Annotated in this window: 22 protein-coding genes, 1 tRNA gene and 1 pseudogene; 3 read left to right on the top strand and 21 right to left on the bottom strand. The window is 37.8% G+C overall.

Features of this window, described 5'->3' with window-relative positions; translation table 11 throughout:
- Positions 1-204: 204 nt before the first annotated feature.
- From thrS to ABVZ64_RS11940, 10 genes and pseudogenes are all read right to left on the bottom strand, one after another.
- Entirely contained in the window at positions 205-2,112 is a 1,908-nt protein-coding gene (thrS, locus tag ABVZ64_RS11640) for a threonine--tRNA ligase (RefSeq protein WP_352401178.1), read from the bottom strand.
- A gap of 371 nt (positions 2,113-2,483) precedes the next feature.
- A complete protein-coding gene (locus ABVZ64_RS11635; protein ID WP_352401239.1) occupies positions 2,484-3,398 on the bottom strand; it encodes a magnesium transporter CorA family protein in 915 nt (304 codons plus the stop codon).
- An 87-nt stretch (positions 3,399-3,485) separates the two neighbouring features.
- Positions 3,486-3,797 (bottom strand): heavy metal-binding domain-containing protein, encoded by a 312-nt coding sequence (locus ABVZ64_RS11630; protein WP_352401177.1) that lies wholly within the window; start codon positions 3,795-3,797, stop codon positions 3,486-3,488.
- A 767-nt stretch (positions 3,798-4,564) separates the two neighbouring features.
- Complete coding sequence (locus tag ABVZ64_RS11625) at positions 4,565-5,311, bottom strand: amino acid ABC transporter ATP-binding protein (RefSeq protein WP_352401176.1); 747 nt, start codon at positions 5,309-5,311, stop codon at positions 4,565-4,567.
- Positions 5,301-6,029, bottom strand: coding sequence for an amino acid ABC transporter permease (locus ABVZ64_RS11620; RefSeq protein WP_352401175.1), 729 nt, complete (start codon positions 6,027-6,029; stop codon positions 5,301-5,303). The genes ABVZ64_RS11625 and ABVZ64_RS11620 overlap by 11 nt, the downstream gene beginning before the upstream one ends.
- Positions 6,030-6,100: 71 nt before the next feature.
- Complete coding sequence (locus ABVZ64_RS11615) at positions 6,101-6,913, bottom strand: transporter substrate-binding domain-containing protein (RefSeq protein WP_502892596.1); 813 nt, start codon at positions 6,911-6,913, stop codon at positions 6,101-6,103.
- 280 nt (positions 6,914-7,193) lie between these two features.
- A complete protein-coding gene (locus tag ABVZ64_RS11610; RefSeq protein WP_352401174.1) occupies positions 7,194-8,456 on the bottom strand; it encodes a chloride channel protein in 1,263 nt (420 codons plus the stop codon).
- Between the two features lie 357 nt (positions 8,457-8,813).
- The gene (locus tag ABVZ64_RS11605) at positions 8,814-11,072 is read right to left on the bottom strand and encodes a histidine kinase dimerization/phospho-acceptor domain-containing protein (RefSeq protein WP_352401173.1); all 2,259 of its coding nucleotides are present in this window, start codon (positions 11,070-11,072) and stop codon (positions 8,814-8,816) included.
- Entirely contained in the window at positions 11,047-11,238 is a 192-nt protein-coding gene (locus ABVZ64_RS11945; protein WP_502892598.1) for a winged helix-turn-helix domain-containing protein, read from the bottom strand. Before ABVZ64_RS11945 ends, ABVZ64_RS11605 begins: the two co-directional genes overlap by 26 nt.
- Positions 11,239-11,409: 171 nt before the next feature.
- Positions 11,410-11,727, bottom strand: a pseudogene (locus tag ABVZ64_RS11940) (response regulator); the annotation flags it as partial.
- A 222-nt stretch (positions 11,728-11,949) separates the two neighbouring features.
- Between ABVZ64_RS11940 and ABVZ64_RS11595 the strand changes: the two are divergent.
- The 3 genes from ABVZ64_RS11595 (at position 11,950) to ABVZ64_RS11585 (ending at position 14,315) form a co-directional block, all read left to right on the top strand.
- Positions 11,950-12,022, top strand: a tRNA-Lys gene (locus tag ABVZ64_RS11595).
- Positions 12,023-12,144: 122 nt separating this feature from the next.
- On the top strand, positions 12,145-13,482 hold the full coding sequence (locus ABVZ64_RS11590) for an MATE family efflux transporter (RefSeq protein ID WP_352401172.1): 1,338 nt from the start codon (positions 12,145-12,147) through the stop codon (positions 13,480-13,482).
- A gap of 170 nt (positions 13,483-13,652) precedes the next feature.
- Positions 13,653-14,315: a helix-turn-helix transcriptional regulator gene (locus ABVZ64_RS11585; RefSeq protein ID WP_352401171.1), complete on the top strand. Its 663-nt coding sequence runs from the start codon at positions 13,653-13,655 to the stop codon at positions 14,313-14,315.
- Between the two features lie 157 nt (positions 14,316-14,472).
- On the opposite strand, the gene ABVZ64_RS11580 is transcribed toward ABVZ64_RS11585, so the two are convergent.
- From ABVZ64_RS11580 to ABVZ64_RS11530, 11 genes are all read right to left on the bottom strand, one after another.
- Positions 14,473-15,042, bottom strand: a complete 570-nt coding sequence (locus ABVZ64_RS11580; protein ID WP_352401170.1) for an acetate uptake transporter — start codon at positions 15,040-15,042, stop codon at positions 14,473-14,475.
- Positions 15,043-15,149: 107 nt separating this feature from the next.
- Positions 15,150-15,884: a tRNA (guanosine(37)-N1)-methyltransferase TrmD gene (trmD, locus tag ABVZ64_RS11575; RefSeq protein ID WP_352401169.1), complete on the bottom strand. Its 735-nt coding sequence runs from the start codon at positions 15,882-15,884 to the stop codon at positions 15,150-15,152.
- Positions 15,884-16,393 carry a ribosome maturation factor RimM gene (rimM, locus tag ABVZ64_RS11570; RefSeq protein ID WP_352401168.1) on the bottom strand — a complete coding sequence of 170 codons (510 nt, stop codon included), beginning with the start codon at positions 16,391-16,393 and terminating at the stop codon, positions 15,884-15,886. Before rimM ends, trmD begins: the two co-directional genes overlap by 1 nt.
- Before the next feature lie 243 nt (positions 16,394-16,636).
- Positions 16,637-16,867, bottom strand: a complete 231-nt coding sequence (locus ABVZ64_RS11565; protein WP_313526062.1) for a KH domain-containing protein — start codon at positions 16,865-16,867, stop codon at positions 16,637-16,639.
- 22 nt (positions 16,868-16,889) lie between these two features.
- Positions 16,890-17,138: a 30S ribosomal protein S16 gene (gene rpsP / locus ABVZ64_RS11560; protein ID WP_352401167.1), complete on the bottom strand. Its 249-nt coding sequence runs from the start codon at positions 17,136-17,138 to the stop codon at positions 16,890-16,892.
- Between the two features lie 176 nt (positions 17,139-17,314).
- Positions 17,315-18,655 carry a signal recognition particle protein gene (gene ffh, locus ABVZ64_RS11555; protein ID WP_352401166.1) on the bottom strand — a complete coding sequence of 447 codons (1,341 nt, stop codon included), beginning with the start codon at positions 18,653-18,655 and terminating at the stop codon, positions 17,315-17,317.
- A 15-nt stretch (positions 18,656-18,670) separates the two neighbouring features.
- The gene (gene ylxM / locus ABVZ64_RS11550) at positions 18,671-19,021 is read right to left on the bottom strand and encodes a YlxM family DNA-binding protein (protein WP_352401165.1); all 351 of its coding nucleotides are present in this window, start codon (positions 19,019-19,021) and stop codon (positions 18,671-18,673) included.
- 107 nt (positions 19,022-19,128) lie between these two features.
- Positions 19,129-19,728: a histidine phosphatase family protein gene (locus tag ABVZ64_RS11545; RefSeq protein ID WP_352401164.1), complete on the bottom strand. Its 600-nt coding sequence runs from the start codon at positions 19,726-19,728 to the stop codon at positions 19,129-19,131.
- Positions 19,729-19,958: 230 nt separating this feature from the next.
- Positions 19,959-20,120, bottom strand: coding sequence for a DUF1540 domain-containing protein (locus ABVZ64_RS11540; protein ID WP_352401163.1), 162 nt, complete (start codon positions 20,118-20,120; stop codon positions 19,959-19,961).
- A 699-nt stretch (positions 20,121-20,819) separates the two neighbouring features.
- Positions 20,820-21,875: an NAD(P)H-dependent flavin oxidoreductase gene (locus ABVZ64_RS11535; RefSeq protein WP_352401162.1), complete on the bottom strand. Its 1,056-nt coding sequence runs from the start codon at positions 21,873-21,875 to the stop codon at positions 20,820-20,822.
- A 238-nt stretch (positions 21,876-22,113) separates the two neighbouring features.
- Positions 22,114-22,560, bottom strand: coding sequence for a staygreen family protein (locus ABVZ64_RS11530; RefSeq protein WP_352401161.1), 447 nt, complete (start codon positions 22,558-22,560; stop codon positions 22,114-22,116).
- Between the last annotated feature and the right edge of the window lie 316 nt (positions 22,561-22,876).

Genomic DNA, 22,876 nt, shown 5'->3' with positions numbered 1-22,876 from the left:
ATCCGCCGCACACAGAAAAACAGAGCAACATCCCTGTTTTACAAATCGTGTATTAACCCTATTCAGCCCATGCCATAAGGTGAGAAGCGGAACTTCTTCTTTATTACCGTAGTAGTATATCATTTTATGTAAGCTTCGTCAACATATTTTTTATTTTTTTAAAATTCCGGGCAGAGATACGCTTTATCTATGCCCGGAATATGATTAATCCATGCTTCTTGTAGCAATTTCTTCTTTTATTCTGGCAATGACATCGGTCAAATCTACCTGGCCTTCTTCGCCATTCTTTCTAGAACGCAAGGATACTTTGTTTACCTCTACATCTTTTTCGCCAACAACGATGATATAAGGCACTCTTTCGTTTCTTGCTTCTCTAATTTTATAGCCGATTTTTTCAGCACGATAATCAACTTCTACACGAATTCCTTCTTGATCCAAAGAACCTGCAACCTGTTTTGCATAATCCGCAAATTTTTCTGAAATAGGTAGCACCTTAACCTGTACAGGGGACAACCATGTAGGGAACTGGCCTGCAAAATGCTCAATTAAAATACCGATAAAACGTTCAATGGAACCAAACGCAACCCGGTGAATCATAATAGGGCGTTTTTTGCTGCCATCTGCTGCTGTATATTCCAATTCAAAGCGTTCAGGCATCTGCATATCCAACTGAATTGTGCCACACTGCCATGTTCTGCCGATAGAGTCCTCCAAATGGAAGTCAATCTTAGGGCCATAGAATGCACCATCGCCTTCATTAACCACATACTGAATTCCATTTTCATCCAAAGCATCTCTTAAACCACTTGTAGCGATTTCCCATGCTTCGTCAGAACCCATACTGTCTTCAGGTCTTGTGGAAAGCTCAATATGATATTTGAAACCAAACAGCTTATAAACGCTGTCAATCAGACGAATAACGCCACTAATTTCATCTTTAATCTGTTCTTCAGTCATGAAAATATGAGCATCATCCTGATTGAAACAACGAACACGCATCAAACCATGTAAAGCACCGGATTTTTCATGTCTATGAACCAAGCCGATTTCGCCAACACGCATCGGCAAATCTCTGTAAGAGTGCATATCCTGCTTGTACACCAACATACCACCAGGGCAGTTCATTGGTTTAATGGCAAAGTCCATATCATCGATCACTGTTGTATACATATTATCCTTGTAGTGATCCCAATGACCGCTTCTTTCCCAAAGCTGTCTGTTCATGATAATTGGTGTGGAAACTTCAACATACCCAGCTTCTTTGTGGATTTCTCTCCAATACTCTAACAAAGTATTTTTCAGAACCATACCCTTTGGCAAGAAGAAAGGGAAACCAGGGCCTTCATCCAACATTGCAAATAGTTTTAACTCTTTGCCTAATTTTCTGTGGTCACGCTTCTTTGCTTCTTCCATCATTGTTAAGTATGCTTCCAATTCGGAAGCCTTAGGATAGGAAGTACCATAAATACGAGAGAGCATTTTATTTTTTTCGCTACCTCTCCAGTATGCACCTGCAACAGAAGTTAACTTAATGGCTTTTACATATTTTGTGCTCATCAAGTGAGGGCCTGCACATAAATCTGTGAAATCCCCTTGCTTATAGAAAGAAATGTTTGCATCCTCAGGTAAATCCTGAATCAATTCCACCTTATAAAGTTCATTTCTTTCTTCCATATATTGAATTGCTTCTGCACGAGGCAATTCAAAGCGTTCGATAGCCAAATCAGCCTTAACGATTTTTTTCATTTCCCCTTCAATTGCTTCTAATTCTTCTGGAGTAAATGCCTTCTCACGGTCAAAATCATAATAGAAACCATCTGCAATTGCAGGCCCTATAGCCAATTTTGTATCAGGGTAAAGATTTTTTACAGCTTGGGCCAAAATATGAGAAGTTGTGTGGCGGAATGCCATTTTACCTGCTTCATCTTCAAATGTACAAATGCTTACCTCTGCATCCTGATCTACAACAAATCGCAAATCTTTTACTTCTCCATCAACAATACCAGCGCACGCATTTCTTGCTAAGCCTTCGCTAATCGATTTTGCAATATCCAATACAGATACTGCCTGATCAAATTCTTTTACAACGCCATCTTTTAATGTAATTTTCATGATTTTCCTCTCCTTTTCGAAAATAAAAGTTTCAACAGAAAGCAGATTGCAATAAAAAAACTCTCATCCACTTTCCTTCCGGAAAGGGACGAGAGCAACTATCTCCCGCGGTTCCACCCTTTTTGTTAAAAAACCTCTCATTTAGGACTGTAACGTAGTCAACGGGCTTTATTAGAGCCACTCCGAGGTGGTATTCGTACACATTCTTAACGCAGGACATTTCCACCCATGATTTTCAATCAGATGTCCCTCTCTGTCCGTTTCGAAAAGACTACTATCCTCATCAACGCTTTGAAATCTTCATTTTGAAACACTTATGATTATAGCACCAAAATCATTTCTGTCAACACTTTTTCAGAAAATTCCACATCTCAAAACCATTTGTTTTTTTTAAAAAAATAAACTCCTGCCACAATAAAAATTATTGAAATGATAATTACAAAGTGATAACCATATCTCCAGCTATATTCCGGCATGCTAAAGTTCATACCATACCAACCTACAATAAGCGTTAAAGGCAGGAAAATAGTAGTTACTACGGTGAAAACTTTCATGGTAGAGTTTAAATTTATGTCTACTTCCGCCTCATAAGACTCCCTGACTTGAGTGACAGAGTCCCGTAGGTTTAAAACACTTTGAAATCTTCGTTCTGTTCTTCGGTTTAGCATTTTAAAAGAACGCAAGGTCTTTCCATCAAAAATACCATTTTCGTTCTCCCCCAAAATATCAAGGACATTTAAAAACTGTTCATAAAACCTCTTTAAAAACATTAGCCTTTTTCGCAAACTTATAATATCACTGACACAATTGTGATTTTGCGAAGTAATTAAAAGCTGTTCTAAGTCCATAATTTCCTTTTCGATGGTATCAAAAACTTCATAATCTTGCCTAGTTTGTGATTCAAAAAATAAATAAATAATGCGATTTAAGGAAATTCTTTCTCCTAAATTTTTAGCACTTTCCTCAAGAATATCCATAACTCTTTGTTTTTGAGAAGTAAAAAAAAACGCCCTGCCCTTCTCAAGATAAATAATGACGCTGCCATAGCTGATCAATATATTATGAAAGTCCGGCATTTCCAAACTAATACAGTCAAAGTTTTCAAAAGAATCATACTTTGCATAACCAAAACGACGGGCCTCCTCAAGAATCGTCATGGAGATCCCCCAAGATTTGGATCTTTTTTCCATTTCATCATAGGAGGACACAGATAAAAACTCTGTATCCTTTGCCTGACTTTTATCCAGGAACTGGCTTATTTGATAGTCCCCATCACCAATTGTCATAAACACAGCAAACTGCTCCCTCCAAAATAAAGCTATTCAAAACATTAACCCAGCTGAACAACTTTATATATACTAAAGATGCGACTTTTATTTGAACTTAACCGCTGTGCCATAGGCCATCACCTCTGCTGCCCCTGCCGCAACCGAGCTAGTTGTAAAACGAACATTCACTATGGCATCTGCTCCCAAGCTATTTCCCATGTCTATCATGCGCTGGGTTGCAATATTTCTTGCCTCTGTCATCATTTCTGTGTATCCGCATAACTCCCCGCCAACTAGTCCCTTAAGTCCTGCACCAATATCCTTCCCAATATTTTTAGACTGAATCGTAGCCCCTTGTACTAATCCAATCATTTGCAATTCCTTTCCCGTAATATAATCTGTATTAACTAAAATCATAGTATACCTCCTAATTCTGACTTTTATTATCATTGTTATTATAAATAATTCAAACTCATTTTCTTCCCTGATTTTTTCCTATATATACGGCTTAATGCCATTTTGGTAATTAGGTTTCATCGGTTACAACAAAATCAATGTCATAGTGCAACTATGTGATCTGTTGCCTTCCCACGATATTATTTTTCAAATTCTTTTCTACCTTATTTTATAATTCCCTCTTTTAAAACCCCTAAACTCTAGAAAGAACACAGGCAAACAAAAGGGGCATTTACATAAATTGATATAAATCGGCTTATCCATGTGAAAGTCACTGAGTATAGCAACTGTCTACTACCTTAACCAATAAATATATCATTAGCGCATGAAACCTTAAAAATTTTTCTTCAACATAGCAAATATTTGAAAATTGTTATAGCCTATCAATTTTTCTAAGGTCTTATGTTCAAATGTAATACCATTGGATCATCCTGTCAACCCATCCTCTTTTAAAATATTACAATTACCAGTTTTTAGGCGCCTATTTACTGCATTTTAAGTCAGCCAGAAAAGCAATGTCTCTATATTATTACTAGCAACCCGGTGGCGTAAAAGCGAAAACCCTTAATAAGTTAAATACTTCTAGCAAATGAAGTCATTACCATTCATTGGAATTTCCCCACTGGAAAACATTGTTTAAATCTCTACATCTTTCATAAAAAAGACCTACTTCAGATAAACGAAAGCAGGTCTATTTTATGTTTGATTTGATATCGTTTTAAAATAACTTACAAAACCTTTGCAAGAAAAGTCTGTAAACGGTCACTTTTCGGATTTTCAAAAATTTCTCTAGGAATACCCTCTTCCACTTGTTTCCCGTCTGCCATAAACATAACTCTAGAAGCGACTTCTTTTGCAAATCCCATTTCGTGGGTAACAACAACCATAGTCATATTTTCTTTTGCCAGCTGTTTCATTACTTCCAAAACTTCGCCTACCATTTCTGGGTCTAGAGCGGAAGTGGGTTCATCAAAAAGCATAACCTCGGGCTGCATACATAACGCACGTACAATGGCAATACGCTGTTTCTGCCCTCCTGAAAGCTGAGAGGGATAAGCATTGGCACGGTCCTCCAAGCCAACCCTTTTTAAAAGTTCCATTGCTAATGCAGTTGCCTCTTCTTCACTTTTCTTTTGAAGTTTCATTGGAGCAATAATCATATTCTTCAAAATAGTCATATGGGGAAACAAATTAAAGTGCTGAAACACCATCCCCATACGCTGACGGTGCGTATTGATATTTGTTTTTACATCCGTAATATCAACACCTTCAAAGTATATGCTACCCCCTGTGGGCACCTCTAATAAGTTCAAACAACGTAAGAACGTTGACTTGCCAGACCCCGAAGGACCAATTACAACTACCACTTCACCCTTTTTTATTTCTGTATTGATGCCATCAAGCGCCTTAATAGCACCGTTATTATAATACTTTTGCACATTTTCAACTTTGATCAAGGTTTCATTAGCGTTCACTATTTCTCAACCTCCTTTCTAACTTACCTACTAGCCAGGTGAAGAACATTACCATAACCAGATAAATGAGTGCTACACCAATCAAGGGCATAAAGGGAGAAAAAGTTCTACTTCTAATAATGTCACCGGCCTTTGTCAAATCTTGCAACGCAACATAACCCGCAACAGATGTTTCCTTTAATAAAACGATAAACTCATTTGCCAAAGCTGGCAATACATTTTTAAAGGCTTGTGGAACAATAATATAACGCATGGTTTGCACATAATTAAAGCCCAAGCTGCGTCCTGCTTCAAACTGTCCTCCATCCACTGACATGATACCACTTCGTACGATTTCGGCCACGTACGCACCTGAGTTGATACCAAATGCCAATACAGCTACCATTACTTTGTTATTGGAGGAAGCAAAAATAATGTAGTACATAATCATTAACTGTACAACAACAGGGGTACCACGAATCACGGTTAGATACACCTGACTAATTGCATTCAAAAAAGTTAAAATAAATTTCCCAAAGCCAGGGCGCATTTCTTTTTTATTTTTATCGTAGGTAGAACGTATAATTGCGATGAAAACACCAATTACAATACCTAAAATTACGGCAAAAAAAGTTACCTTTAGCGTCACAGCCAAACCATCTAGAATATAACGCCACCGGTCGTCCTTTATAAAGTTTAATTCAAACTGGGCTTTTAGTTGTTCCAGCCATTCAGCCATAGAAACCCTCCTTCTTTTTAAAGACCAAAATAGGGGCGAAGTTCGCCCCTATTTCTAAAGCGTAATAAAATTTATTCTGCACTGATATATTTATCAACAATTGCCTGAACAGTTCCATCAGCAATAAGTTCTTTCAAAGCAGAATTTACCTGTTCTGTTAATTCGCTATCCTTAGCAAAACAGATAGCATAATCTTCTACTGCATATTCTGTTTCAAGAATTTTCAAACCTTCGTTAGCTGCAATAAATTCTTTTGCAGGTTCATTGTCAATGATTACACAGTCAATTTTACCTGTCGCCAAAGACTGAACTGCGTCAGCACCTTTATTGTAACGTTCAATTGTACCTAAGCCCGCACCTTCGATATCATCGGAAGCATAAATATCACCTGTTGTACCTGTCTGTACACCTACAGTGTGGTTCGCACCTTCAGCAAACAAATCATCAACAGTTGTAATTGGAGAATCTTCTTTTACGATAACAACCTGAACACCTGTTGCATAAGAATCAGAAAAATCTACACTTTCCAAGCGGTCAGGTGTAACTGTCAAGCCAGCCATGCCAAAGCTTGCCTTGCCGCTTGCAACAGCAGGAATAATGGAATCAAAAGCCATATCTTCAATTGTAAAGTCAAATCCTAATTTTTCTGCAATGGCAGCACCAATTTCTGCATCGATACCTACAATGCCCTGGCCTTCATAAAATTCATAAGGAGGGAACTCTGCATTCGTTGCCATAATCAGAGTTTCCTTCTGATCACTTGCCCCATCCTGAGCTGCATCTGACTGGGCTGCATCATCAGAACCGCCGCCACAGCCAGCCAATGCTGCTGTCATTGTAACTACCATTGTTGTAGCCAAAATTCCTTTTAAAATTTTTTTCATATTCTTCTTCCTCCCATTTTTTCACGTTTCCTTTGGCACATTTCTTTGTGCTTATCTACATTAGGAATTATACTCTATTATTGCATAAAATACAATAATATTTTTTCACTATAAATTTATAATATTCACTCATTTTTTGTGCATATTGCATCCTCATGCCGTTTTTGACATTATAAGTGCCATGAAATACCCTTTTAAAAGGAAGGTTACTAATTTAAAATTAAGATTTAAGCATGAATATATATTTGCATAAACACTGTATATTCGTGCATTCACTTATTTAAACTACACTTCTGTCTATAAATTCTGGCTTAACCTTTGAATACATAATTTTCTGCTCGCTATATAGCCCATAATAACCAGATAACATATAGCTTATTCCACAGCAAAGAGCATAATATGCAATTCCCGTGGCGCCAAACAACTCAATACAAAGCACTACCGATGCGATTGCACAGTTTGTCACCCCACAAAAAACGGCTGTCATGCCCAACCCAGCCGCAAACGAGGGGGAAATCCCTAAAATAGGCCCCAATACACACCCCAAGGTTGCCCCAACAAAAAATGTAGGAACAATCTCTCCGCCTTTAAAGCCTGCACCCAATGTGATTGCAGTAAATAAAATTTTCAATAAGAACGCCTCTGACTTTGCTTCCCCATTTACTGCTTTCTGAATGATATCCATACCTGCGCCGTTATAGTCATTACAATCCAAAAGGAGGGTTAGCCCAATTACTAAGGCTCCGCCTATAAAAACCCTTATATATGGACTTTTTATGTATAATTTATATCCATGAGCCATTTTGTCCATAACGATGCAGAACATCATACTAACCATGGCACAAATAATGCCCAAAACCCCCACAGAAAATGCTATCTTTAGGTCTAACCCTTGAGGTACGCCAAAAAGAGTGAAGGCAGTTGCATGAAACCCCAAACTTTGGGCTAAACCCGCGGCAACCAAAGCTGCAACAGTTCCAGGGACAATGGCAGAATAATGCATAATTCCCACAGAAATTACCTCCATTGAGAAAATAACTGCTGTTAGGGGTGTGCCAAAAAGAGCCGAAAACCCTGCTGCCATTCCACTTAAAGTAATAATTCTTTTATCTTTTTCATTAAGATTTATAATGCGCCCCATATAAGAGGCAATGCTTCCACCCAATTGCAATGCCGCACCTTCTCTACCTGCCGAACCCCCAAAAAGATGGGTCAATACAGTGCTTAAAAAAATCAGCGGCGCCGTTCTAAGGGATACTTCCTCATTTTGTCGAACTGCAACCAAAATGAAATTTGTTCCCCTGTCGTTTTTCATGCCCAAAAGATGATAAAGACCAATAATCAAAAGACCAGCAACTGGGAGAAACCATACTATGACAGGATGTACCATTCGAAAAGAGGTTGCCACCTCTAGCACCCAATGAAAGGCAATACCAATGGTACCAACAACCGCCCCAACAATACCCCCAATAATTACCCATTTTAGAAAAATCAAAAAAGCACTTTCACCACCGCTTATGTGGGCCTTCAAATTTCCCCACAAATTAATCCCTCCTTCTATAATAATAATGCACTTTTAAAAACCCCATCCCGTAAGTTATCACTCAATAATTAATGGTAAAATTGATACTTACTCTAATCTAAGGAAACTTTTAACATTAGAAAGTAGTAAAAAAGATAGACGAATGGAGTTTTCAGAAAGGCTTTAAACCCATTCATCAGTATACAACACTGTCATTCAGACAATCAAGAGCATATTTCCACGAAAAACCATAAATTTAGTTATATTTCTTATGGTTTATAGCTTATAAACTACATCTTTGTCAGAAAGATTTGAAAGACTACAAAAAGAAAAGCAATATGGAAAAACCATATCACTTTAATCACTATACATGTAAGATTACTCTTTTTCTGATGTAGCTTGTTCTGTTGTATCGTCATCCTCCATATAATAGGGCTCGTTCTTTCTCTCCCAAAGAGGCATACTTACGATAGCCTTAAATAAATCTCCATCCACCTTAATCCCAAAAGTTCCGCCTTGTGCCTCAACTAGACTCTGAGCGATGGAAAGACCTAGCCCTGAGCCTTCAGTCGTACGAGAAGCATCACCCCGCACAAAGCGATCTGTCAATCTTGTTTCATCAAAGTCGATAGGGCTGGCAGAAATGTTTTTCATTACCAAAATCCCTCTCCCCTCAGCTTGGAAGATATCTATATATACCCTAGAATTCGGCATGGAATATTTTGCTGCATTCGAAACCAGGTTTTCCAATATCCTCCATAAATGCCTACCATCTGCAGAAATATAAAGGGGCTCCGGGCAACTTACTTTGATTTCCAACCCAGCTGCCTCAATCTTTTCTTCCAATTCTCCAATAGCCTGCAAAGTTATCTGTCGATAATCCACCCTTGTTGTTGTTACAGTAATGTTACCACTAGAAACCTTACTTGCCTCTATCAAGTCCTCGATAAGTTGTTTTAGCCGGTAGGATTTATCATACAAAATATCTACATACTCTGAAGCTCTTTTATCCTCCAACTTCAGACTGCGCAGTAAATCAACATAGGAAATAATGGAGGTTAAGGGGGTTTTTAAATCATGAGAAACATTTGTAATCAACTCCGTTTTCATCCGCTCGCCTTTGACTGCATCTTCAACAGAGTTTTTCAATCCATCTTGTATATTTGCTATATCAGTAGCAAAATTTAAAAATGATGGAGAGATTTCTTGCAGATTCAGTTTGAATTGCAAATTGCCCTTTGATGTTTCTCTGGCAGAAATCATAATTCTTTTTAAAGAACGCAATGCCCTTAAAAATAAAAACATACAAAAAGCGTTGAAAATTAGTAAACCCAGTGCAGACAAGAAGCAAATAAAAATAAGCCCCAGCTGTGCTGTCAAAATGATTGCTCCCATAATTACACAGTTTCCTAAACCGTAACAGAGCATAACAAAAATCATCCATCCCCTAAAGGTCTTACCGGTGAATAATTCTGCCATCCGTCGAATGGTTACAGACACCCACGTATTTCGTAGGAAAATCTTGCCCTTTATCTGCCTTGCAACAGAACAAATATATGAAACAATTGCTGCAACATTAGCAATATACACTACACCAAGGATAGTGGTGAAAATATATGCCCAAAAAATAGCTGTTTCCCTTAAAATATTAGATAGTAGGGCAAATCCAAATAGTGTAGAAGACGTTATTAATCCACATATTAATAAAAAGTGTACCTCGTTATAAATCTTATCTACCGCTAAATATGTAACTTTTCCACCTTTTTCACCTTGCCCTGAAACACGGAATAAATAAATAAGGCATAGTAAAATGATTATCGTTGAGACCGTAAATACACCAAATAAAATTGGTAGACTCGTTTTTGCAAAGGTATATTCTTGCCCAAGATCATAAAAATCATCACCAAATGCAAAAGGCTCCCGAATACCTGCATATATTTTGTAGTCGCTATTTTCCATCAAGGCATTTTTTTGACAAAAAGGCATAACACCCATGGTATCATTGCTAAAGCCAGCTGAAAGAACAACAGTACGATCAATATTGCTCATTTCCCCTCGGGTTGTGTTTCCTGCAACAACATTTCCATATGCATCTTCAACGTAATAAACAAAATTCGTTAACCCGCTTAAAAATCGTACACTACGCTTATATTCATCCAACTGATTCTGTATATACATTTTTCGGTATAAAGGCAATCGACTCTCCACTAACTCTTTATACTCGTTAAAATTGGTTTTTAAAGAATTTGGAATACTTCCATGAATCACAAGCCCATCAAAATCTTCATTGATGGAAGTATTGCCTGTTATAATACCGTCTTTGATGCCATAATATCGTTTAAAGTCAACAATCAATTCATCCCGATCAACCAACTCACCGCTTAGAATGCGGTTTTCATTTCGATAATAAACCTCTGTCATAATGACATCATCTAAAACCTGGGCAAATTGACTTCTAAACTCGTAGGTTTCATACACAGAACCCGCCTCTATAATATCTTTATCCCAATGACTAGAGATATTGGCCGTTACGATTCCGCAGAAAAAATTTGCCATCGCACATATAAAAAGCACTACAACTGCGACTATCTTCCATTTGGTTTGATAACTCCTATATTTTCTCAATTTTGTATCCAATGCCCCACACCACCTTTAGATATCTGGGCTCTTTCGGGTTAATTTCGATTTTTTCACGGATACGTCTGATATGAACTGACACCGTGTTTTCAGGGGCAAAGGAAAGTTCATTCCAAACTTTTTCATAAATTTGATCAATTGAATAAACCTTTCCAGCGTTTTCCATCAAAAGCTGCAAAATGCCATACTCTGTGGCTGTAAGCTTAACAGGTTCTCCACCCACGCGGACTTCTTTAGCGTCTTTGTCCAATTCCAAGTCTCCAATTTTAATGACATTACTTTTTTCAGCAATGCTTCCCAGGGCTGTATAACGGCGCATCTGGCTTTTTACCCTAGCCAATAGCTCTAATGGGTTAAACGGTTTCGTAATATAATCATCTGCACCAAAATTCAAGCCCAAAATCTTATCCGTATCTTCTGACTTTGCAGAGAGTATTATAATAGGGATGTTTAATGTTTCCCTAATTTTTACCGTAGTATTCAATCCATCCAACTTGGGCATCATAATGTCTAGTAAAATTAAATGAATTTCGTGATTCTCCAGAGCCTTTAATGCCTCAAGACCATTGTAGGCTTTAATGATATTATAGCCCTCTTGCCTCAAATAAATTTCAATTGCATCAACAATAGATTTGTCATCATCACAAACAAGAATATTAAACTTATCCATCCCAAGGAACCCCCTTTTTTTACACAAAGTTACTATTTTATCATAGCAAATTTGTTTTACAAATTTATACATACTTCCTTACATAATTCTTAATTTCTTTTTATTCTATCCTAATCCACCAATAAAAGAAAGATAAAATTTTTTCTAGTAACTTTAAAAAAAGTGATTGACAGATAGCATTTTATCTTGTATACTAAGTTTCGTTGTGGGTCACTAGCTCAGTTGGTAGAGCACTGGACTTTTAATCCAGGTGTCTCGGGTTCGAGCCCCGAGTGACTCATTTTTCAAACCCAAATTTCAATTGAATAATTCACTACAAAAAGAAAATACCTTTTTTAAGGTATTTTTTCTTTGCTTTGATATTTTTTTATAAATAATAACTTAAAAAAGGAGGTTATTTTCATGAGAAACTTGACTGTAGGGCATCCTGCAAAGCAAATTTTTCTTTTTTCACTACCCCTTTTAATTGGGAATTTATTTCAACAGTTTTACAATATGGCTGATGCTTTTATCGTTGGTAGAATACTTGGTTCTGACGCATTGGCGGCAGTTGGCTGCACCAGTGGATTGACCTTTCTTGTGGTAGGCTTCGCCACTGGTCTAACCTCAGGTATGTCCATCATAACCGCACAACGTTTTGGAGCAAAGGATGAGGAAGGTGTAAAACGTAGCTTTGCCACTTCCCTTTTAATTGGGCTTGTTGTTACAATTTTTCTCACAATTTTTGGTTTGTTGATAACAAAGCCATTATTAGTAGCTTTACATACACCAGCAGAAATTATGGAAGACGCCTATGGCTACATAATCATCATTATGGGATTCATTGGAACTTGTATGCTCTTTAATTTAACATCAAATGCAATGCGTGCTGTGGGAGATGGTAACAGCCCCCTGTATTTCCTAATTATCGCTTGCATTTTAAATATTGTATTAGATTATTTTCTGATTCTTTCAATGAAGATGGGTGTGCGAGGCGCTGCCATAGCCACAGTGACCGCTCAGCTTATTTCCGGATTATTATGTATCATTTATATCAACAAAAAGATCCCTATTCTTCGCTTAAGCAAGGAACACTTCAAGTTCAATAGAGTGGATTGGCACCACCATTTGCGTCTAGGCTTACCTATGGGCTTTCAGTCTTCCATTATTGCTATCGGCACCATCGTTGTTCAATATGCACTGAACAACCTTGGGTCTCAAGCGGTTGCTGCCTATACAGCGGCACAAAAAATTGATGCTTTCGGCATCTTGCCATTGATGTCATTCGGCATTGCCATGGCAACATTTGTCGGTCAAAATCATGGTGCCAATCAGCCAGCCCGAATTCGTCAAGGCATTTTCCAATGTAGCTTATTGTCCGTATTTTTTGCTCTATTGATGGGCTATATCGATATATTTTGGGGAGATTCTCTATCTGCATTGTTCCTCAAAGATAATGCAGAGGCAATTGCCCTTTCTCATCAGTATTTGATTATCAATGGTGCTTGTTATTCCTTATTGGCTTTGCTATTTGTATTTCGCTATTCTTTGCAAGGCTTGGGTTACAGCTTCGTTCCAACTTTGGCAGGCATATCAGAATTGATTATGCGTTGTTTGTCCGTAGTTATTTTAGCAAAGCTTTTGGGCTATTCTGGTGCTTGTGCCTCTAACCCCCTAGCTTGGGTGGGTTCTTTGATCTTTCTTGTGCCAACATTGGCACAAGTGGTTCGACGTATGCCAAAGGAGACTGAACTATTTTAACTTTTATATGCAAATTCTTTTTAATATACATTGCCATTCCATTTTTTTTATAGAATATTCTAATTAATTACACATATACTAGTGTTTTTATGTAAAATTCTTCATTGTACTTGAAATGGTACACGCTTTTAGGTATACTATTGAATATATAACTTTATTGGAGGTGTACCATGGAAAGTCCAATCTCTACATTGTCAGAGCGAGATAGAGAAATTTTGTATTCCTATATAAATGTTGCGAATGGAGTGGCGGAATTTTGGGGTGACTTTTGCGAAGTCGTAATACATAACCTAGAGAATATGGATCACTCCGTTATGCATATTCTTAATGGACATCTTTCAGGCAGACAAATTGGTGCTGCAATTTCTGAAGTTACCCTATCTTTTTTGAATCGTATGATGGCTGAACCAGACTTAAAACATCTTTACTATTTTGCAAAAAATAAAAGAGGCGAAACATTCAAGGCTTCTATCTCAGCTATTGTCGGTGAAAAAGGTAATATCATTGGCCTGTTTTGCTTAAATATGTATCTTGCCACACCTATTTCTTCTTTGATTCAATGCATGACTCCGGGGGAAAATGCAAAGCAAGAGAACATTTCTGAAACTTTTGTGGAAAATACAACAGAGCTTATGTTGCACGCTTTAGAGGAAGCTAAGAAAACAGTTTACAGCAATCTTTCCATTTCATCCTCCAATAAAAACAAGGAAATTGTTTCTCTCCTATATCAAAAGGGCATTTTTAATTTAAAGGATTCTGTAATCACCATTGCAGAACATCTAGGTATTTCAAAGAACACTGTTTATATGCATATACGAAATATGAATAAATAGACAAGAAAAAAAGCGGCCTTCGTAACCATTATAATGGCATAAAAGGACGCTTTATTTTTTTATTTAAAAACGCCTGTTGCTTTGCAAAATAAGCTTTGTACGTAAAAGGCCATTCTCTCAAAAGAAGACAACATGCCCTAAACCCACCGCAAAATGATTACAGCTTTAGTACATCTGATTGAAATTCATGATTGATAATTTGGCCAAGAGCAGAGTAAATAGCACTCGCCCCGCAGAAAATGCCTTCGTAACCGGCAATTGTCTTAATAAAATGACTTCCTGTAAAGTCACCCAATGCTAACAGGAAAAATAATAGTGTTAAAGAACCAAATACGACTCTGGTAACAATATTATGTTTAAAAGTGCCGATAAACATACCTAGTGTAAAAATACCCCATAGTAACAGATAGAATCCCATAGAAATCTCATCTGCACCTTGAACTCCACCTTGTGGTATCATAAAGGGCAATACCCAAATACCTACCAAAGACCACCAAAACGCGCCATAAGCAGTAAAAGCAGTTGCACCAAAAGTATTCCCTGCTTTGAACTCCATAATGCCAGCCACAACCTGGGCAAAGCCGCCAAGGAAGAGACCCATACTAATAATTACTGCGGATAAAGAAATGATACCTGCGTTATGTAAGTTCAATAAAATAGTAGTCATACCAAACCCCAATAGGCCTAAGGGTGCCGGATTTGCTACATTACTGGCGTGGTTACTCATAAAATTTCCTCCTTAATATTCACTTTTTCCATTGTTTACTAAACCAATCTCCCAGCCGCCCAAACTTTTGCTATTTGAGCCGCTGGATGATCAGTTTCTTTTGTAGGTCATGGTTCAATGTCATTTTTTTGAAGTGTTTCTAAATCTTTTTTACTTAACTCAGCTTTTTTCAATAAATCAGGCCTCTTAGAAGCAGTACGAAGAAGGGACTGCTCTCGACGCCATTTTTCAATATTTCCATGGTGGCCACTCAACAATATGGGAGGCACTTCCCTTTCCATGAAAATAGGAGGTCTTGTATATTGGGGATATTCCAAAAGGCCCTCTGAAAAGCTCTCCTCCTCAAAAGAAGCCTCTTTGCCAAGAACACCTGGCATTAATCTAGAAATGGCATCAATCATAGTAATTGCCGCCAACTCTCCTCCCGTTAATACAAAATCTCCCAAAGATACTTCATCGGTAACGATTTCTTCAATGACGCGCTCATCCACACCCTCGTAATGTCCACATAAAAAAACAAGGTTCTCCTCCTGCGCCAGTTTTTTAGCCATGCACTGGGTAAATGGCTTTCCCTGGGGTGTCATATAAAGAACCCTAGCTTTTCCCGCCCTTGGCACTATGCTCTGATAAGCATCGTAGATAGGCTGAGGCTGCATAACCATACCAGCACCACCGCCATAAGGATAGTCATCTACCTGCAAATGCTTATTATTGGAAAATTCCCTGATATTAATAGCCTCTATTGAAACAAAGCCCTCCCTTTGCGCTCTACCCAAAATACTATGGGACAATGTTTCTTGAATCATTTCAGGAAATAACGTCAAAACAAAAAAGTTCTTCATTATCTCAATCCTTCCAAAAGCTTTACTGTCATGACCCCTGCTTTTAAATCAACATTTTTAATGCAATCCTTTATGGCAGGAATTAAAAGTTCCTTGTCCCCAGGATCTTTTTGCACAGCATAAACATCATTTGCGCCAGTAACATAAATCTTGGTCAACTCTCCCAAATCTTCTCCATCATCGGTCACAACTTTTAAGCCGTACAAGTCTCTGGTGTAATACTCATTTTCCTCTAAAGGAATGGCAGCGGAGTCAGGAATTAAAATTGTCCCTGTCTTATACAGTTCCGCCACATTAATGTCTGTGATTTCTTTTACAGTGAGCAAAACAAACTGCTTATGATATGCTACCTTTTGTATGTGAAAAGTTTCCCTCTTCCCACGGATTTCTACGATAATCTCTTTTAACTGCTCATACCTGGTGGGATCCTGGGTTGTTGGAAAAACGCGCATTGTTCCTCTAATTCCATGAGTACCAGTAATTTTTCCTATTTCAAAATACTGTTCCATATACACCTCGAAAATTAAATTCTATACAAGAAAATGAGGCAAGGTGCAAGCACCATGCCAAAACAGCAACAAAAACCTTTTTATAAAAAGCAAATAATTAAAAGCTCTAATCAAGCTCCCATAGGCAGCTTTTTGCAACGGTCAATATTGCTGTCTACTATCAATTTACAAAACTGTACTTTTATAAAAGGCGTAGACAAAGTCTACGCCCTTATACGCCCCAAAATAAATCGGGGTAGATTTTCATTGAATAATTTCAACGATAATTTTTTTATCTTCATGAACGCCAGAAGCTTTTACCAGTGTACGAATTGCTTTTGCAATTCTGCCCTGTTTTCCGATAACCTTCCCCATATCTTCAGGGGCAACCTTTAGCTCCAGCACTAATGCGCGTTCGCTTTCGGTTTCAGAAACCTGAACTTTCTCTGGTTGATCCACAAGATTTTTTGCAATGACCTCTAATAATTCTTTCATAGTCAAGCCTCCCGCCTTCGGATTATTCGCCGATTACGCCAGCTTTTTTCAACAGAGCCTTTGCAGTTTCGGAAGGCTGTGCACCGTTTGCAAGCCATTTATTAGCTGCTTGTGCATCAACATTCAGAACAACGGGTTCCTTAGTAGGATCGTAGTAACCAATTTCTTCGATGGATTTACCGTTTCTGGATGTTCTGGAATCCGCAACAACGATTCTATAGAAAGGAGCCTTTTTAGCACCCAATCTTTTCAGTCTGATTCTTACTGCCATGTCATTTCACCTCCTAATGATAATTAAAACTTTTTTGCATTTTTGCCTTACAAAAATACATATAACAGATGGTGTTTAAACCACGCCCATTTTCAACAAACAGTTACCAGCACCCTTTATTGAAAATGCAAGGAAGCACCTCCATCAAGGGGGTTTCTTTCTTAGCATCCGTTATTTTATCGGAAAAAAGGAAGTTTTCCTTTCTTACCCTTTTGCATATTGTTCATCTGCTTCATCATTTTTTTCATTTCTTCAAATTGTTTTAGCAGACGATTTACCTCTGCAATGCTTCTTCCGCATCCATTGGCAATACGTTTTTTTCTTGGGCCATTGAGAACGGATGGATTTGCGCGTTCCTCTTTGGTCATGGACTGGATAATAGCTTCCACTTTTACCATCTCCTTAGAAGGGTCAACGCCCTCCATTGCCTTGTCCAAGTTAAGCCCGTTCATACCGGGTATCATCCCCATTAAATCTTTTAGAGGACCCATTTTTTTGATTTGTTGCATCTGAACAAGGAAGTCTTCTAAGGTAAAGTCATTGGAGCGCATTTTCTTTTGCATCTCCATTGCCTCTTGCTCGTCAATATTTTGCTGTACTTTATCAATCAGAGAAAGCACGTCCCCCATCCCTAAAATTCGGGAAGCCATTCGGTCAGGGAAGAAGGGTTCAAGGTCTTCCATCTTCTCGCCCATACCAATATATTTGATGGGTTTGTTGGTAACACTTCTAACAGAAAGAGCGGCACCACCTCTGGCATCACCGTCTAGCTTAGTCATGATAATACCATCTACACCCAACTGGCTGTCAAAACTACTTGCCACAGTTACTGCATCCTGACCTGTCATAGCATCAACCACCAAAAGAACTTCCTGTGGCCTTACAATTGTCTTAATATCCTGCAACTCCTGCATCAACTCTTCGTTGATGTGCAAACGACCTGCAGTGTCAATTAGAATGACATCATGATGCTGCTCGGCGGCAAATTCCAAAGCTTTTTTGGAAATTTCAAGAGGGCTCACTTCTGTTCCCATTTCAAAAACAGGGATACCGTAGTTTTTCCCTACCACCTGCAACTGCTTGATAGCGGCTGGACGATAAATATCGCATGCTACTAAAAGAGGGTTTCTTCCCTGCTTTCTAAGCTGTCCTGCCAACTTACCACTACTGGTAGTTTTACCTGCACCTTGCAGGCCTACCATCATATAAACTGTGGGTGGACGGTTTGAGTATGTTAATCTACTTTGTGTGCTACCCATCAGTGCAATTAACTCTTCGTTTACAATTTTAATAACCTGTTGGCCGGGGTTTAACCCTTCTAAAACTTCAACGCCAACGGAACGCTCTGTGACCTTTTTAATAAAGTCTTTGACGATCTTAAAGTTTACGTCCGCTTCTAAAAGTGCGATCTTCACTTCTCGCATAGCAACCTTTACATCATCCTCGGTTAAAACGCCTTTCCCGCGGAGTTGTTTGAATACTTCCTGCAACTTAGCGGAAAGATTTTCAAATGCCATAGATCGCCCTCCTTTTTAGGATAATATTGCATCTGCAATCTGCTTCATTATAGTAATCGCCTGTGTTGTTTTTAAGCTGATTTCTCCTGTGCCAATTTCATCAAGGATACTTTTCATCTTGCGAACAGCTCTTTGCTGCTCTTGAAAGCGTTCTACCAAACGAAGTTTCTCTTCATATTGAATTAAGATTTTTTCTGTACGCTTTAATTGGTCTCGTACAGCCTGGCGACTGATTGATAATTCTTCTCCGATTTCAGAAAGAGAAAGATCATTCTGATAATGCATCTCGAATACTTGCTTTTGTTTTTCTGTCAAAAGCTCGCCATAAAAATCATAGAGCAAAGTCAGTTTTAGAATTTCATCCATCTTTCATTCCCCCTGTAAAGGAAATTAACTTTACAACCACCTGAACTATCATACTAAAAAAAAAGCAGGCTGTCAAGTATTTTCCCTTTACAGTCTTCAAGAATTTTTCAAATTACAATTGGACAATTGATTTTCTCAATGGTTATCTTCCTTTCAGAAACTAATATGGAGCTATAACAACCCTGTTCAGAAAAAAACCGCCAAAAACCATCAGGTCCAACTCCAGTTAGATAGCAAAGCATAGCACTCATAGGTCCATTGTGAGAGACAATAACCACTGTTTTCCCCTTATTTTCTTGGATAATCCGCGCCAGTCCCTCAGTGACCCTTTGATAAAAATCTTGAAAAGCCTCGCCTCCAGGCAAAGAGCTGGTTTTCCACTCTTTAATCCATAAGTTTAACACATCTCCATGATTTTCTCTTATGTAAGTACCTTCTTTGTCTTCCCATTCCCCAAAAAAAAGTTCTCTAAAGCAATCTTTTTTCTCTACTTCTATCCCTTTATCAGAAGCAATGATTTGTGCGGTATGGGCAGCCCGCAATAAGTCACTGGAATAAATTTTATCATATGAAACCGTGTTAAAATAGTTTTTTAACTTGGTTGCCTGCTCTATTCCTTTTTCATTAATATCGCAGTCCGTCCAGCCATAAAACATACCCCTCAAATTCCAGTCTGTTTCACCATGTCTTATCAGATATACCTTCATAATTCTATCACCCCACTTCTATTTTACGCTAAAGTTGCTTATCCTAGCAAGAAAATTTAAAGTTAAGTCTAGTTAAGTTAATGGAAAAAACATTTTTGTGTTTTCAAATCACCCATTATTTTTACGCACTCCTTGTTAGTAAAAAATCATATTGTTTCACATTGAAAGGCGGGCACCCTTTTACGAAAATTCATAAAAAGGCGCCCGCTATCAAAAAATAACCGGTTATCTTACTTTAAAACGAAAGATTTACAGTCTGTACACTGATCCATTGTCGGATTTGCTTCGTGAGTACCTACCTGAATTGCTTCAAGTGTACAGTAGTTTTTTGTATTGTGGTGATGTCTACATTTTTCAACTGTACATCTAATACATTCATTACACTTTTCCATGTTCAATCCCTCCTTTGCATTTACTTCGATATTATTGTGTCCCGCAATTTTAAAAATATTACAGCATTCTCAGTGAAAATTTTTCTCTAAAATGGTACATATTTATTAGTAGTAACATTTCTATTTCAAATTTCTTTTGATTAACCATTGTGAGGTAATAAACGCAATTGCAGTTTGAGGGCCTTGAATAAAGTAATTCCAGCTAAAATATTTTCCCAATACTTTTTTTGAGAAAGTATTTTCCCTTATTTTCCCTAATGGGCAAGTAAAGGTTTTTTAATATAAACAAATGAAATCTATACTACCATCCATGAAATTAGAGATTCGTTCCCCCTGGGTTTTGTAGATTTCACCCATTGGTATACCCCAATGGCATCCTTCCTTCAACATGGCTGTGGCATCATCCCAGCTATATTCCTCTGCATCAATGAAAGGGGGTATGAACTGAGAGTTTCACCAATTCTCCGATTATCATGAACAATACCAATAACAACTATTAACCATTCACTAAAACTGTCTAAGACATAAGTTCTCCTTATGACGCACTCCTACAAATTGTTTTCTTTCCAATACTCTATAAAAGTCACTGTGGTTGTTGTTTAACCCACTCTAGTCATAACTTTTTTTACTTCTTATTAAGGAAAAAATAAACCTTAGGAGTCTGTTAAAATTACTCCTAAGGTTATAAGTTTGCTTTCATTAGTTATTTAATTCATCGAAAATTTCTTTCACGGTGGTAATCTTATCTACACGCCATACATTTTCACCGCAGAAAAGTAGTGAGTCTTCTCGCTCTCCCAACGCTGCTTGCATTAGGGCACGAGAAATGCAATAATGCGTTGTTGCTGGATCGCAGGTTTCGATACATCCAAAACACCTTTCTACTGGCTGACGACTTGTTTGTCTTTCTTTAGTGAAACTATTGCGTATGGCCCTACCAGGCAAACCTACGGGGCTTTTTACAATCATAACATCTTCTTTTTTTGCATCTACATAAGCCTGTTTGTAAGCAACATCCGCATCACATTCTTCTGTGGCTACAAATCTGGTTGCCATTTGCACACCACTACAACCAAGGCTTAAATAGCGATCAATATCTGCCCTGTCATATACCCCTCCCGCAAAAAATACAGGTATATGTCCATATTTTTCTTCAAAACTATTTACATAATCAACAATCTTTACAACTTCTTGATCGTATTCCTCATTGCTCAGATCTTGGGCTTCTTCAGCTGTAAAGCCCAAGTGACCCCCGGCTTTTGGTCCTTCAATAATCACAAAATCGGATACTCGCTCACATTTTTTGTCCCATCTTTTAAACATAAGCTGGGTAGCTCTTAAAGATGAGACAATTGGCGCAAATTTAACCTTTGTGCCTTTAAGTAATTCTGGCAGTTCCAAGGGTAACCCTGCTCCAGAAATAATAACGTCAGCGCCACTTTCAACACAGCATTTCACATACTGGTCATAATTTCTACAAACTCGCATTATATTTACGCCAATAATGCCGCCCTTGCTCGCCTCTTTTGCTTTTTTTATATTATCCGCCAAAGCCTCTAGGTTGGCTTTTAAAGGCTCTTTGGCAAAATTTTCTTTCAGAAAACCAGGTTGTGCTGCAGAAATAACACCGATTCCACCTTGGGCAGCAACAGCCCCAGCTAAACGCCAAAGGCTTATACCTATACCCATACCGCCTTGTATAATCGGCACTTTTATTTCTAAATCACCGATTCGTACTCCTTTGAGTTTATTCATTATACACCTCATTAGTATTTATTGATCATAGTTAATCTGAGAATATGATAATATATATCATATTCTGTGTCAACAAAAACCACATAGAGATTCCTTTGATCTATTTCAACTTGGTATCAAATATTCCAAAAAATATCAGAAACCATAGAATGACCACTTAATAATCTCTTATGACTTTTTGGTCATAGAAACAATATGAATCGCAAACGATAAGTTTTGGGACAACGTCCTTAGTTTTTTACTGAAAGTTTCCGATTTCACCAAATCGGTATATTCTATAAAATTCAGGATCATTAGAAATGAAATGAATAAATACTGGTGTTTTATCCAGCTCAGGTCTATTTATAAATAAGAATCTATCAGCTTGTCGCAATGCTTGTAATGCAGTAGGCATCTCATGATAGAAAATCCTATTTCTAATAGAAGAAATCCCTTCTATATTAATATCATCAACAAGCACAGAGCCCACTAACATAAGACCTTTTGGGGCCTCTTCCCAGGCAATTCTCACTTCGTCCCTCGTTTTCGAAATCTGATCCTCCGCATAATTGCTTGCTATAAAGACAAAAAGATCAGCGGTTAAATCTGAATGTGTTATGGTATATTTCCTTTCCATAATAGGTTCATAGGGGTTCATGTCATCCCTATATTGAACAAAAACCTTCCTTGGATCCAGTATTTTCATGATTTCGACCACCCCAAATCTCATTACTAAGATTTTATTCTTCGATTCCTAAAATGTGACTTCAATTTTTGTTTTCGTTTATTAATGAGGCAACTCTTTGATAAAAGAATGGATTTTAATCACTACTTATTATTTCATAGAAAGGTAGCTAACTTATGCATTATTGTCTTCGACACTTTATAATACCAATTCTAACACCAACATCAACAATTTTGAACATAAAACATAACTTGGATTTCTCTTGTAAAATGGGCAATACTGATAGTAATAAAAAAGAAACTGACTGTTTCTGTCAAAAATTCCACCCATCGGTGGT

This window comes from Anaerotignum sp., from assembly GCF_040307045.1.
Lineage (GTDB): Bacteria > Bacillota > Clostridia > Lachnospirales > Anaerotignaceae > Chakrabartyella.
This window is presented reverse-complemented; position numbering and strand designations above follow the sequence as displayed.